Here is a 13,979-nt window from a genome sequence, read left to right as displayed (position 1 = left end):
CCGGCTCGAGACGAGTCCGGTGTCCGGTGGAACAGCGGTCGACCCTTTCGGGAGGGACACGGTGGAGTCTGGCGCAGCGGTGCGGCGTACGGGTACGCGGCCGAAGGGCGGGCGGTCCCGGCGGAACGGGACGACGGAAGTCGACACCGCCGCTCTGAACAGGCTGCTCACGGCCCTGGTGTCGATGCGGGACGGGAACTTCCGCAAGCGGCTGACGGTGTCCGGCGAGGGCGTGATGGCGGAGATCGCCGCCGTCTACAACGAGGTCGCCGACCGTAATCTCCACCTCACGGGGGAACTGTCCAGGGTCCGGCGGATGGTGGGCCGCGAGGGCAAGCTGAGCGAACGGCTGGAAACAGGTGCCTGTGAGGGCTCCTGGGCGGCCGCGATCGATGCCTCGAACCAGCTGGTGGACGATCTGGCCCGGCCGGTGTCCGAGGTCGGCCGGGTGCTCTCGGCGGTCGCCGAGGGTGATCTGGACCAGCGGATGGATCTGCGGACGCAGACGGCCGACGGGTCCGGGCATCCGCTGCGCGGGGAGTTCCTCAAGGTCGGGCGTACGGTCAACAACCTGGTCGACCAGCTGTCCGCGTTCACCGACGAGGTGACGCGGGTGGCGCTGGAGGTGGGTACCGAGGGCAAGCTCGGCGGCCAGGCCCAGGTGCGCGGAATGTCGGGTTCCTGGAAGGATCTGACCGACTCCGTCAACACGATGGCATACCGGCTCACCGCTCAGGTGCGTGATATCGCCCTCGTCACGACGGCCGTGGCGAAGGGCGATCTGTCGCGCAAGGTCACGGTGCACGTGGCCGGCGAGATGCTCCAGCTGAAGAACACCGTGAACACGATGGTGGACCAGCTGTCGTCCTTCTCCTCCGAGGTGACCCGCGTCGCCCGCGAGGTGGGTACGGAGGGCGAGCTGGGCGGCCAGGCGAAGGTGCCCGGGGTCGCCGGCGTGTGGAAGGACCTGACGGACTCGGTCAACACCATGGCCGGGAACCTGACGGCCCAGGTGCGCGGGATCGCGCAGGTCACGACGGCGGTCGCGAACGGCGACCTGTCGCAGAAGGTCCGGGTGAGCGCGCGCGGCGAGGTGGCGCAGCTGGCCGAAACGATCAACCAGATGACCGAGACGCTGCGGACCTTCGCGGACGAGGTCACCCGGGTGGCCAGCGAGGTCGGCGCGAAGGGCCTGCTGGGCGGTCAGGCGCAGGTGCCGGGTGCGGCCGGGACGTGGAAGGACCTCACCGATTCGGTGAACACGGTCTTCCGCAACCTCACCACGCAGGTGCGGGACATCGCCCAGGTGACGACCGCCGTGGCCAACGGCGATCTCTCGCAGAAGGTCACGGTCAACGTGGCCGGTGAGATGCTGGAGCTGAAGAACACCGTCAACACGATGGTCGACCAGCTCCAGTCCTTCGGTGCGGAAGTGACGCGTGTGGCCCGTGAGGTCGGCGTCGAGGGTGAGCTGGGCGGTCAGGCGCAGGTACCGGGTGCGGCCGGGACGTGGAAGGACCTCACCGACTCGGTGAACACCGCCTTCCGTAACCTCACCGGGCAGGTCCGCAACATCGCGCAGGTGACGACGGCGGTGGCGAACGGCGACCTGTCGCAGAAGGTCACCGTGGACGTCTCCGGCGAGATGCTCCAGCTGAAGAACACCGTGAACACGATGGTGGACCAGCTGTCCTCCTTCGCCGACCAGGTCACGCGGATGGCCCGGGACGTGGGTACGGAGGGCCGGCTCGGCGGCCAGGCCCGGGTGGAGGGGGTGTCGGGGACCTGGAAGGAGCTCACCGACTCCGTCAACTTCATGGCCGGGAACCTGACCTCGCAGGTGCGCCAGATCGCCCAGGTGACGACGGCGGTGGCGCGTGGTGACCTCTCGCAGAAGATCGACGTGGACGCCCGGGGCGAGATCCTGGAGCTGAAGAACACCATCAACACGATGGTCGACCAGCTCTCGGCCTTCGCGGAGCAGGTGACCCGGGTGGCCCGAGAGGTGGGTACGGACGGCCGTCTCGGCGGGCAGGCGCAGGTGCCTGGAGTGGCCGGCGTATGGCGTGACCTGACGGATTCGGTGAACGGCATGGCCGGGAACCTGACCTCGCAGGTGCGCAACATCGCGCAGGTCGCGACGGCGGTGGCGCGTGGTGACCTCTCGCAGAAGATCGACGTGGACGCCCGGGGCGAGATCCTGGAGCTGAAGAACACCCTCAACACCATGGTCGACCAGCTCTCGAACTTCGCGGAGCAGGTGACCCGGGTGGCCCGCGAGGTGGGTACCGAGGGCATCCTCGGCGGTCAGGCGGAGGTCAAGGGTGTCTCCGGCACCTGGAAGGACCTGACCCAGTCCGTCAACTTCATGGCGAACAACCTGACCTCGCAGGTGCGCAACATCGCCGAGGTGACCACGGCCGTGGCCATGGGCGACCTCTCCAAGAAGATCACCGTCGATGCCAAGGGCGAGATCCTCGAGCTGGTGACCACCGTGAACACGATGGTGGACCAGCTGTCTTCGTTCGCGGAGCAGGTGACGCGGGTGGCCCGTGAGGTGGGCTCGGAGGGCATCCTGGGCGGTCAGGCCCGGGTGCGCGGGGTGACGGGCATCTGGAAGGACCTGACCGACAACGTCAATCTGATGGCGAACAACCTGACCTCCCAGGTGCGCAACATCTCCCAGGTCTCGGCGGCGGTCGCCAACGGTGACCTGACGAAGAAGGTCACGGTCGAGGCGCGCGGCGAGGTCGCGCAGCTCGCCGACACCGTCAATACGATGGTGAAGACCCTGTCCTCCTTCGCCGACGAGGTCACGCGCGTGGCCCGCGAGGTGGGCACGGAGGGACGTCTGGGCGGCCAGGCGCACGTGCCCGGGGTCTCGGGGACGTGGAAGGACCTCACCGATTCGGTGAACTTCATGGCCTCCAACCTCACCGGTCAGGTGCGGCAGATCGCCATGGTCACGACCGCCATCGCCAAGGGCGACATGACCAAGAAGATCGACATCGATGCCCGCGGCGAGATCCTGGAGCTCAAGACCACCATCAACACGATGGTGGACCAGCTGTCCTCCTTCGCCGACCAGGTGACGCGGGTCGCCCGCGAGGTGGGTACGGAGGGCATCCTGGGCGGTCAGGCCCGGGTCCGGGACGTCGACGGCACGTGGCGGGACCTGACGGAGTCCGTGAACGAGATGGCCGGGAACCTGACCCGGCAGGTGCGCGCGATCGCGGCCGTGGCGACGGCGGTGACCCGGGGAGACCTGAGCCTGAAGGTCGACGTGGACGCGGCGGGCGAGATCCAGGTCCTCCAGGACAACATCAACACGATGATCGTCAACCTGCGCGACACCACCTTGGCCAACAAGGAGCAGGACTGGCTCAAGGGCAACCTCGCCCGTATCTCGGCGCTGATGCAGGGCCGCCGGGAGCTGGACGACGTGGCCTCGCTGATCATGAGCGAGCTCACCCCGGTGGTCTCGGCGCAGCACGGCGCCTTCTTCCTGGCGCTGCCGGCCGGGGGCACCACCGAGATCGGGACGGAGGGAGGCGCGGACGGCTCGTACGAGCTGCGGATGCGCGGGAGTTACGCGTACGCGGGCGCCCAGATGCCGATCTCCTTCCGGCCGGGTGAGGGGCTGATCGGGACGGTCGCGGAGGAGAAGCGGACGATCCTCGTCGAGAACACCCCGCCCGGCTACCTGAAGATCTCCTCGGGGCTGGGGGAGGCGCCGCCGGCGCATGTGATCGTGCTGCCGGTGCTCTTCGAGGGGAAGGTGCTCGGCGTCATCGAGCTGGCCTCCTTCACGCCGTTCACGCAGATCCAGAAGGACTTCCTCAGCCAGATCGCCGAGATGATCGGTACGAGCGTCAACACCATCAGCGTCAACTCCAAGACGGAGATGCTGCTGAAGCAGTCGCAGGAGATGACCGAGCAGCTGCGAGAGCGCTCCGACGAGCTGGAGAACCGGCAGAAGGCCCTCCAGGCGGCCAACGCCGAACTGGAGGAGAAGGCGGAGCTGCTGGCCCAGCAGAACCGGGACATCGAGGTGAAGAACACCGAGATCGAGGAGGCCCGGCAGGTCCTGGAGGAGCGTGCCGAGCAGCTCGCGGTGTCGATGCGCTACAAGTCCGAGTTCCTGGCGAACATGTCGCACGAGCTGCGGACCCCGCTCAACTCGCTGCTGATCCTGGCCAAGCTGCTCGCCGACAACGCGGACGAGAACCTCTCGCCGAAGCAGGTGGAGTTCGCCGAGACCATCCACGGGGCGGGTTCGGACCTGCTGCAGCTGATCAACGACATCCTCGACCTGTCGAAGGTCGAGGCGGGGAAGATGGACGTCTCGCCGACCCGGATCGCGCTGGTCCAGCTCGTCGACTACGTGGAGGCCACCTTCCGGCCGCTGACGGCGGAGAAGGGCCTGGACTTCTCGGTACGGGTCTCCCCGGAGCTGCCCGCCACCTTGCACACCGACGAGCAGCGGCTGCTCCAGGTATTGCGCAACCTGCTGTCGAACGCGGTGAAGTTCACCGACACCGGGGCGGTGGAGCTGGTGATCCGGCCCGCCGGGGCCGATGTGCCGCAGGCGATCCGGGAGCAGCTGCTGGAGGCCGGTTCGCTGCGGGAGCCGGACGCGGACCTGATCGCCTTCTCGGTGACCGACACCGGGATCGGGATCGCGGCGAGCAAGATGCTGGTGATCTTCGAGGCGTTCAAGCAGGCGGACGGTACGACGAGCCGCAAGTACGGCGGTACGGGCCTGGGCCTGTCCATCAGCCGGGAGATCGCCCGGCTGCTGGGCGGTGAGGTGCACGCGGCCAGCGAGCCCGGCCGGGGGTCCACCTTCACGCTGTACCTGCCGCTGCACCCGAGCGAGCTGCCGCCGCAGGGGTACGCGCCGCCGACGCCCGGCGGGGCCCGCGGGGAGCTGTACCGCAGCCGGTCCGGGGACCAGGCCCGGCCCGCGCTGTCGGCGCCCCCGGCGGCGCCCGTACCGGTCGCGCCCGCGCAGGCGCAGCCGGCCCGGGCGGCGCTGCCCGGCTCCGAGCCGGCCGGGCAGGGGCAGGGCGGTGCGGCGCTGTTCCGGCGGCGGCGCAAGGCGCTGAGCGATCTGGAGCCGCGTACGGCGGTTCCGGGGCAGCCGAACGTCCAGGGGGCCGAGGACGCCTGGAGCAACCCGGAGGAGGAGCTTCCGTCGGTGCCGCGGACGTACGACTTCCACGGCGAGAAGGTGCTCATCGTGGACGACGACGTACGCAACGTCTTCGCGTTGACCAGCGTGCTGGAGCAGCACGGGCTGGCGGTGCTGTACGCGGAGAACGGGCGGGAGGGCATCGAGGTCCTGGAGCAGCACGACGATGTGACGGTCGTGCTGATGGACATCATGATGCCCGAGATGGACGGGTACGCGACGACCTCGGCGATCCGGCGGATGCCGCAGTTCGCGGGCCTGCCGATCATCGCGCTGACGGCGAAGGCGATGAAGGGGGACCGGGAGAAGGCCATCGACTCGGGCGCTTCCGACTACGTCACGAAGCCCGTCGATCCGGACTATCTGCTGTCGGTGATGGAGCAGTGGATGCGCGGGAAGTGATCGACGTGCGAGCGTGCGGATATCAATTGCTGACTGACTGTGGCCGCGGCGGTGTGGGAGGGCGGTGTACGGGGAACCTTCTGCTCTCCCACCACGTTTCTGCTTCGTGCACAGTGACATCTTGGTGACAGGGTGTGGCGATCTCGGGACTGGGGCTACGATGACCGGCACAAGGACGGACGGCGCAAGGATGCCGTCCTCTGGGGCGGGGCCCGGCGTACATGCCGGAGCCAGGAGCCGGGGAGGCCCCATGCCGGGGCGAGGAGGACAGGGCATGGTGCAGAAGGCCAAGATCCTCCTGGTCGATGACCGGCCGGAGAATCTGCTGGCGCTGGAGGCCATCCTCTCCGCGCTCGATCAGACACTGGTCCGGGCGTCGTCAGGAGAGGAAGCGCTCAAAGCGCTGCTGACGGACGATTTCGCGGTCATCCTGCTGGATGTGCAGATGCCGGGAATGGACGGATTCGAGACGGCCGCGCACATCAAGCGGCGGGAACGGACCCGGGACATCCCGATCATCTTCCTCACCGCGATCAACCACGGTCCGCACCACACGTTCCGCGGCTACGCCGCGGGCGCGGTGGACTACATCTCCAAGCCCTTCGACCCGTGGGTGCTGCGGGCCAAGGTCTCGGTGTTCGTGGAGCTCTACACCAAGAACTGCCAACTGCGGGAGCAGGCGGCCCTGCTGCGGCTCCAGCTGGAGGGCGGCAGTCCGAACGGCTCGGACGGCAGCAAGGAGACGGCCGGACTGCTGGCCGAGCTCTCCGCGCGGCTCGCGGCGGTCGAGGAGCAGGCCGAGGCGCTGACCAAGCAGCTCGGCGAGGAATCGGCCGACACCGGGGTGGTGGCGACCGCCGCCCATCTGGAGCGCAAGCTCACCGGCCTGCGGCGGGCGCTCGACGCGCTGGAGCCCGGGGCCGGCGGGGGCGGCGCTGCCATGCTGCCCGCGCAGGGCTGACCCGGCCGCCCGGCCCCGCCCGCGAAGCGGGCCGGGGCGGTGGCCGCCTGGGAGTGCGTCAGGTCTGGCGGTGCGTCAAAGCACCTACGGGGCGGACGACACGAACGGGTGAAGGGGTGGGCACGCGTGTCCACCGGCACGCGCACCGGTAATCTCGGGCCCATGGCCTCAAGTACGTCCGGCAAGGGTTCCCCGAGCAGCGCGGGCACCGCGAAGGGCCGCACCGGCCGTACGACGGCGCCGGCGAAGAAGGCGGCTCCCGCGCGCAAGCCTCCGGCGAAGAAGGCCGCGGCCGCCAAGCGCGCCCCGGCCAAGAAAGCGGCGGCCAAGCCCGCGCCCTCCCCGACCGGGGGTGTGGTGTGGCTGGTGCGCGTCGTCTGGCTGGGCTGCGCCCACGCGGTCGGCAAGGTCCTGCGCGGGGTGGGCCGGGGCGCGAAGAACCTCGACCCCGCCCACCGCAAGGACGGGGTGGCGCTGCTGCTGCTCGCCCTCGCGCTGATCGTCGCCGCCGGAACCTGGTCGAACCTGAGCGGTCCGGTCGGGGATCTGGTCACGATGCTGGTCACCGGTGCCTTCGGGCGACTGGATCTGCTCGTGCCGGTCCTCCTCGGAGTCATGGCGGCACGTTTCATCCGCCATCCCGAGGAGACCGACGCCAACGGCCGCATCGGCATCGGCCTCTCCGCGCTCGTCATCGGGATTCTGGGCCTGGTCCACATCGCCTGCGGGGCGCCCGGCCGGGACGAGGGCACCACCGCGATGCAGAACGCGGGCGGGCTGATCGGCTGGGGCGCCTCGAAGCCGCTGATCTTCACCATGGGCGCACCGCTGGCGGTGCCCATGCTGGTGCTGCTGACGGTCTTCGGGCTGCTGGTGGTCACCGCGACCCCGGTCAACGCGATCCCGCAGCGGCTGCGCGCCCTCGGCATCCGGCTGGGGATCGTCGCCGCGAACGAGTACGACGAGGGATACGGGGACACCGAGGGCGCCGCCGACCGGCACGACCCCGAGCAGTGGCGGGCCCGCGGCGGGGCCCCGGCGGACGCGGGGGACCCGGCCGACACCGCCGAGGAGGCCGCCCTCGCGCGGCGCCGCCGCCCGCGCCGGGCCCCGGCCCGCCCCGCCATGGACCGGGAGATGGACGCCGTCGACGTGGCCGCCGCGGCCGCCGCCGCGCTGGACGGCGCGGTGTACGGCGGGCTGCCGCCCTCCCCGCTGGTCGCCGACCTCACCCAGGGCATCTCCGCCCCGGGGGAGAGTGTGGAGATCACCGCTCCGGTGCCGCCGGCCCGTGAGGAGCGCCCCGTACCGTCCGCCGCGCCGGGCTCTCCGGCGGCGCGGGCCGGCGGGCAGCCGCACGCCACCACCGCGGCGGCCTCCGGGACGCTGTCGGTGCCCGATCTGACCAAGGCCCCGCCGCCCGAGACCCAGGCGCTGCCGCCGCGCGCCGAGCAGCTCCAGCTGCGCGGGGACATCACGTACGCGCTGCCCTCGCTGGACCTGCTGGAGCGCGGCGGGCCCGGCAAGACCCGCAGCGCCGCCAACGACGCCGTGGTCGCCTCGCTGACCAACGTCTTCATGGAGTTCAAGGTCGACGCGAAGGTCACCGGCTTCACCCGGGGCCCGACGGTCACCCGCTACGAGGTGGAGCTCGGCCCGGCGGTGAAGGTCGAGCGGATCACGGCGCTGGCGAAGAACATCGCCTACGCCGTGGCCTCGCCGGACGTGCGGATCATCAGCCCGATCCCGGGCAAGTCGGCGGTCGGCATCGAGATCCCGAACACCGACCGCGAGATGGTCAACCTGGGCGACGTACTGCGTCTGGCGGACGCGGCCGAGGACGACCACCCGATGCTGGTCGCGCTGGGCAAGGACGTCGAGGGCGGCTACGTCATGGCCAACCTCGCCAAGATGCCGCACGTGCTGGTCGCGGGCGCGACGGGCTCCGGCAAGTCGTCCTGCATCAACTGCCTGATCACCTCGGTCATGGTCAGGGCCACCCCGGAGGACGTCCGGATGGTGCTGGTCGACCCCAAGCGGGTGGAGCTGACGGCGTACGAGGGCATCCCGCACCTGATCACGCCGATCATCACCAACCCGAAGCGGGCCGCCGAGGCGCTCCAGTGGGTCGTGCGCGAGATGGACCTGCGCTACGACGACCTCGCGGCCTTCGGGTACCGGCACATCGACGACTTCAACCAGGCCATCCGGGACGGCAAGATCAAACTGCCGCCGGGCAGTGAGCGCGAGCTCAGCCCGTACCCGTACCTGCTGGTGATCGTCGACGAGCTCGCCGACCTGATGATGGTGGCCCCGCGCGACGTCGAGGACTCGATCGTCCGCATCACCCAGCTGGCCCGCGCCGCCGGCATCCACCTGGTGCTCGCCACCCAGCGGCCCTCGGTGGACGTGGTCACCGGCCTGATCAAGGCGAACGTGCCCTCGCGGCTCGCCTTCGCCACCTCCTCGCTCGCCGACAGCCGGGTCATCCTGGACCAGCCGGGCGCCGAGAAGCTCATCGGTAAGGGCGACGGGCTGTTCCTGCCGATGGGGGCGAACAAGCCGGTCCGGCTCCAGGGCGCCTTCGTCACGGAGGACGAGATCGCCGGGATCGTCCAGCACTGCAAGGACCAGATGGCGCCCGTCTTCCGGGAGGACGTCACCGTCGGGCAGAAGCAGAAGAAGGAGATCGACGAGGACATCGGCGACGACCTGGACCTGCTGTGCCAGGCGGCGGAGCTGGTGGTCACCACCCAGTTCGGGTCCACCTCGATGCTCCAGCGCAAGCTCCGGGTGGGCTTCGCCAAGGCGGGCAGGCTCATGGACCTGATGGAGTCGCGGGGGATCGTCGGACCCAGCGAGGGTTCCAAGGCCCGTGACGTGCTGCTGAAGGCCGATGACCTGGACGGGGTCCTCGCCGTGATCCGGGGGGAGGCCCACCCGTAGGGGCCTCTGCTTTCACGAGATGTGGGGAGCAACCGTTTCCCTTGGGCTCGCGTCCAGTTGAGGGAGATGGTGGTGCGGCACCCGGTGCCGGACCGCCGCACCGGCCGGGAACGACCCTCGCCATACGGATGGCGTAGGAAGTACACCCTCCGGTTGCTCCACCCTTTCGTCACCCCCCTAGACTGGACATCCAGCAGGTGGCTACACGCTCGAAAGGCGCCCTCGTGTCCATCGGCAACGCCAACTCCCCCGAAGATGAGCGGCCTTCGACCGACGACCGGTCCGAGGACCGCCTCGTCGAACGTTCCGTCGAAGGACCGTCCATCGGGACGGCCCTCAAGAAGGCCCGGATCGCCGCCGGGCTCACCGTCGACGAGGTCAGTTCCACCACCCGCGTGCGCATCCCGATCGTGCACGCGATCGAAGAGGACGACTTCACGCGCTGCGGCGGCGATGTCTACGCCCGCGGCCACATCCGTACGCTCGCCCGAGCCGTACACCTCGATCCGGAACCCCTGGTCGAGGCCTACGACGCCGCCCACGGCGGCCGGCCGGCACCCACCCCCGCCGCGCCGATGTTCGAAGCCGAGCGGATCCGCCCCGAGAGGCAGCGGCCCAACTGGACCGCCGCCATGGTCGCCGCCATCGTCGTCGTGATCGGGTTCGTGGGCTTCACCGCCTTCGGCGGCGGCGACGAGCAGGGCAAGCGTCCGGTGGCGGAAGGTTCCGCCTCCCCGAAGCCCGCGCCCAAGCAGTCCGGCGGGAAGCCGGGCACCCAGACCCCGCCGACCCCGCAGGCGCCCAAGCCGGAGCCTTCGGACAGCGCCATCGCCGCCGCGCCCAAGGACCTCGTCACGGTCGTCCTGACGGCCGACAGCGGTGAGAGCTGGATCTCGGCGAAGGACCACAGCGGGCGGCTGCTCTTCGACGGCACCCTCTCCCAGGGCGAGTCCAAGACCTTCACGGACAAGGAGTCCGTCGACCTCGTGCTCGGCGACGCCGGGGCCGTGAAGCTGTTCGTGAACGGCAAGGAGATCAAGGACGACTTCCAGCCGGGTCAGGTGGAACGCCTCACATACACCAAGGAAGACCCCCTGCCCGGCGAGCCCCAGGCGGGCTGAGCAGGCCGCCCTAGGGCGGAAGGCCAGAATCCGGATCCCCGGGGGCCTGCGGCAGCTGCCGCAGGCCCCCGGGGATCTTGCTGTTGGGGGGACGGGCGGCGGGGGCCCGCGCCGGGACGAAGTAGTCTTGAGTCCATGCCCGAACGCCGTACCGTCGCCCTTGTCACTCTTGGCTGCGCCCGTAACGAGGTGGACTCGGAGGAGCTCGCAGGCCGCTTGGCGGCGGATGGCTGGGAGCTCGTCGAGGACGCCGCCGATGCGGACGTAGCCGTCGTCAACACCTGCGGCTTCGTCGAAGCCGCCAAGAAGGACTCCGTAGACGCCCTGCTCGAAGCCAATGATCTGAAGGATCACGGCAAGACGCAGGCCGTCGTCGCCGTCGGCTGTATGGCCGAGCGCTATGGCAAGGAACTCGCCGAAGCGCTCCCCGAGGCGGACGGTGTGCTCGGGTTCGACGACTACGCCGACATCTCGGACCGCCTGCAGACCATCCTGAACGGCGGCATCCACGCCTCGCACACCCCGCGCGACCGGCGCAAGCTGCTGCCGATCAGCCCGGCGGCGCGCCAGGACGCCGAGGTGGCCCTCCCGGGCCACGCGCAGGCGCCCGCCGAGGAGCCGGCCGAGGCCCCCGCCGACCTGCCGGACGGGCTCGCGCCCGCCTCCGGGCCGCGCGCGCCGCTGCGCCGCCGCCTGGACAAGAGCCCCGTCGCCTCCGTGAAGCTGGCCTCCGGCTGCGACCGGCGCTGCTCCTTCTGCGCCATCCCGTCCTTCCGCGGCTCCTTCATCTCCCGCCGCCCCAGCGACGTGCTGGGCGAGACGCGCTGGCTCGCCGAGCAGGGCGTCAAGGAGGTCATGCTGGTCTCCGAGAACAACACCTCGTACGGCAAGGACCTCGGCGACATCCGGCTGCTGGAGACCCTGCTGCCCGAGCTGGCCGCGGTGGACGGCATCGAGCGGGTCCGCGTCAGCTACCTCCAGCCCGCCGAGATGCGGCCCGGGCTGATCGACGTACTCACCTCGACCCCCAAGGTCGTGCCGTACTTCGACCTGTCCTTCCAGCACTCGGCGCCCGACGTGCTGCGCGCCATGCGCCGCTTCGGTGACACCGACCGCTTCCTGGAGCTGCTGGACACCATCCGCAGCAAGGCCCCGCAGGCCGGCGTGCGGTCGAACTTCATCGTCGGGTTCCCCGGCGAGAAGGAGTCCGACTTCGCCGAGCTGGAGCGTTTCCTCACCCACGCGCGGCTCGACGCCATCGGCGTCTTCGGCTACTCCGACGAGGACGGCACCGAGGCCGTCACCTACGACCACAAGCTGGACGCGGACACCATCGCCGAGCGGCTCGCGCACATGCAGCGGCTCGCCGAGGAGCTCACCTCGCAGCGCGCGGAGGAGCGGATCGGGGAGACCCTGGAGGTACTCGTCGAGACGGTCGTCCCGCTGGACGAGGCCGACGAGGGCGAGGGCGCCTACGGACGCGCCGCCCACCAGGCGCCCGAGACCGACGGACAGGTCGTCTTCACGGACGGCACGGGCCTGGTCCCCGGGCGGATCGTCTCGGCCAAGGTGGTCGGCACCCTCGGTGTGGACCTGGTGGCCGAGCCCCTGGGCCTGGAACTCGAGGAGGCGGCCGGATGACCGGAGTCCCGGCATCTGCGGCGGGCGGGACCGGCCGCCGGCCCGCGCCCGGCGCGAAGCTGGGGGCCGCGGCGGTCAATCAGGCCAGCCTGTGGAACATCGCGAACATCCTGACGATGATCCGGCTCTTGCTGGTGCCGGGATTCGTCTTCCTGCTGCTCGCCGAGGGCGGCTACGACCCGGCCTGGCGGGCCTGGGCGTGGGCGGCGTTCGCCGTCGCCATGATCACGGACATCTTCGACGGGCATCTGGCCCGGACGTACAACCTGGTCACGGACTTCGGCAAGATCGCCGACCCGATCGCCGACAAGGCGATCATGGGGTCGGCGCTGATCTGTCTCTCCTGGCTCGGTGACCTGCCCTGGTGGGTGACCGGGGTGATCCTCGGGCGGGAGCTCGGGATCACGCTGATGCGCTTCTGGGTGATCCGCTACGGAGTGATTCCGGCCAGTCGGGGCGGCAAGATCAAGACCCTGGCGCAGGGCACGGCCGTCGGCATGTACGTGCTCGCGCTGACCGGGCCGCTGGCGACCATGCGCTACTGGGTGATGGCGCTCGCCGTCGTGCTGACCGTCGTCACCGGTCTGGACTACATCCGCCAGGCCGTCGTCATGCGCCGGGCGGGCCTCGCCGCGGAGCGGGCCGGGGAGTGACGGACGGGGCGGGGGGCGCACCGGTGGCCGGTGCCGCGGCGGAAGGCGCCGCGGGGGCCGCCGGTGAGGTCCTGCGCCTGCTCGCGGAGAGTGACCAGACCCTCGCGGTCGCCGAATCGCTGACCGGCGGCATGGTCGCCGCCGAGATCACGGCGGTTCCCGGGGCCTCCCGGTCCTTCCGCGGCTCGGTCACGGCGTACGCGACGGAGCTCAAGCACCGGGTCCTCGGGGTGGACGCCGGGCTGCTGGCCGCCGAAGGCGCGGTGAACGCGCAGGTCGCGGAGGAGATGGCGGCCGGGGTGCGGCGCGTGATGGGCGCTTCGTGGGGGATCGCGACCACCGGGGTGGCCGGTCCGGACCCGCAGGACGGGCAGCCGGTGGGCACGGTTTTCATCGCCGTGGCGGGTCCGGCGGGCAGGAAATCGGCCCGGCTGAGGTTGAACGGCTCCCGGGCGGAAATTCGTAGGGAGAGTGCACACACAGTGCTCGAACTTCTCTCAAGCCAACTCCGTGAGAATGCGCGGAGGCAGGATACGGAACAACACGGGGGGATTTGATGTTTGCAGCCCTGAGTGAACACGACATCGCTCCCCGCACGGCCGCGGCGCGAGGCGGTACGGTGGGGCGTGAAGGATGCGGCTACACGGTCAGAGGAGGGAGCCACCGATGATTCTGCTCCGTCGCCTGCTGGGTGACGTGCTGCGTCGGCAGCGCCAGCGCCAGGGCCGTACTCTGCGCGAAGTCTCCTCGTCGGCCCGAGTCTCGCTCGGCTATCTCTCCGAGGTGGAGCGGGGGCAGAAGGAGGCATCCTCCGAGCTGCTCTCCGCGATCTGCGACGCGTTGGACGTACGGATGTCCGAGCTGATGCGCGAAGTCAGTGACGAACTGTCGCTGGCCGAGCTGGCACAGTCGGCCGCGGCAAGCGAACCGGTGAGTGTGCCGGTCCGCCCGATGCTCAATTCGGTCTCCATGGCTTCGGTCACGGGTGGACCGGAGCGGGTGACCATCAAGGCGCCTGCGGAAGCGGTGAATGTCGTAGCCGCGTGAGTGAGTACGTGAGC

The 13,979-nt window shown here is 70.2% G+C and carries 8 protein-coding genes; all 8 read left to right on the top strand.

The window, feature by feature from the left end; all coding sequences use genetic code 11:
- The first annotated feature begins 61 nt into the window (after positions 1-61).
- The 8 genes from OG447_RS30545 (at position 62) to OG447_RS30510 (ending at position 13,965) form a co-directional block, all read left to right on the top strand.
- Positions 62-5,596 (top strand): HAMP domain-containing protein, encoded by a 5,535-nt coding sequence (locus OG447_RS30545; RefSeq protein WP_266940717.1) that lies wholly within the window; start codon positions 62-64, stop codon positions 5,594-5,596.
- Positions 5,597-5,870: 274 nt separating this feature from the next.
- On the top strand, positions 5,871-6,557 hold the full coding sequence (locus OG447_RS30540) for a two-component system response regulator (RefSeq protein WP_266940715.1): 687 nt from the start codon (positions 5,871-5,873) through the stop codon (positions 6,555-6,557).
- Between the two features lie 162 nt (positions 6,558-6,719).
- Positions 6,720-9,503, top strand: coding sequence for a DNA translocase FtsK (locus tag OG447_RS30535; RefSeq protein WP_266940714.1), 2,784 nt, complete (start codon positions 6,720-6,722; stop codon positions 9,501-9,503).
- A 224-nt stretch (positions 9,504-9,727) separates the two neighbouring features.
- On the top strand, positions 9,728-10,624 hold the full coding sequence (locus OG447_RS30530; protein ID WP_266940979.1) for a RodZ domain-containing protein: 897 nt from the start codon (positions 9,728-9,730) through the stop codon (positions 10,622-10,624).
- 135 nt (positions 10,625-10,759) lie between these two features.
- The gene (gene rimO, locus OG447_RS30525; RefSeq protein WP_266940713.1) at positions 10,760-12,265 is read left to right on the top strand and encodes a 30S ribosomal protein S12 methylthiotransferase RimO; all 1,506 of its coding nucleotides are present in this window, start codon (positions 10,760-10,762) and stop codon (positions 12,263-12,265) included.
- The gene (gene pgsA / locus OG447_RS30520) at positions 12,262-12,918 is read left to right on the top strand and encodes a CDP-diacylglycerol--glycerol-3-phosphate 3-phosphatidyltransferase (protein ID WP_266940712.1); all 657 of its coding nucleotides are present in this window, start codon (positions 12,262-12,264) and stop codon (positions 12,916-12,918) included. Before rimO ends, pgsA begins: the two co-directional genes overlap by 4 nt.
- Positions 12,919-12,941: 23 nt before the next feature.
- Positions 12,942-13,475 (top strand): CinA family protein, encoded by a 534-nt coding sequence (locus OG447_RS30515; RefSeq protein WP_266940711.1) that lies wholly within the window; start codon positions 12,942-12,944, stop codon positions 13,473-13,475.
- Positions 13,476-13,584: 109 nt separating this feature from the next.
- Entirely contained in the window at positions 13,585-13,965 is a 381-nt protein-coding gene (locus tag OG447_RS30510) for a helix-turn-helix domain-containing protein (RefSeq protein ID WP_030012484.1), read from the top strand.
- Positions 13,966-13,979 lie beyond the last annotated feature (14 nt).

Origin of the sequence: Streptomyces sp. NBC_01408 (assembly GCF_026340255.1) — a bacterium.
GTDB lineage: Bacteria > Actinomycetota > Actinomycetes > Streptomycetales > Streptomycetaceae > Streptomyces.
This window is presented reverse-complemented; position numbering and strand designations above follow the sequence as displayed.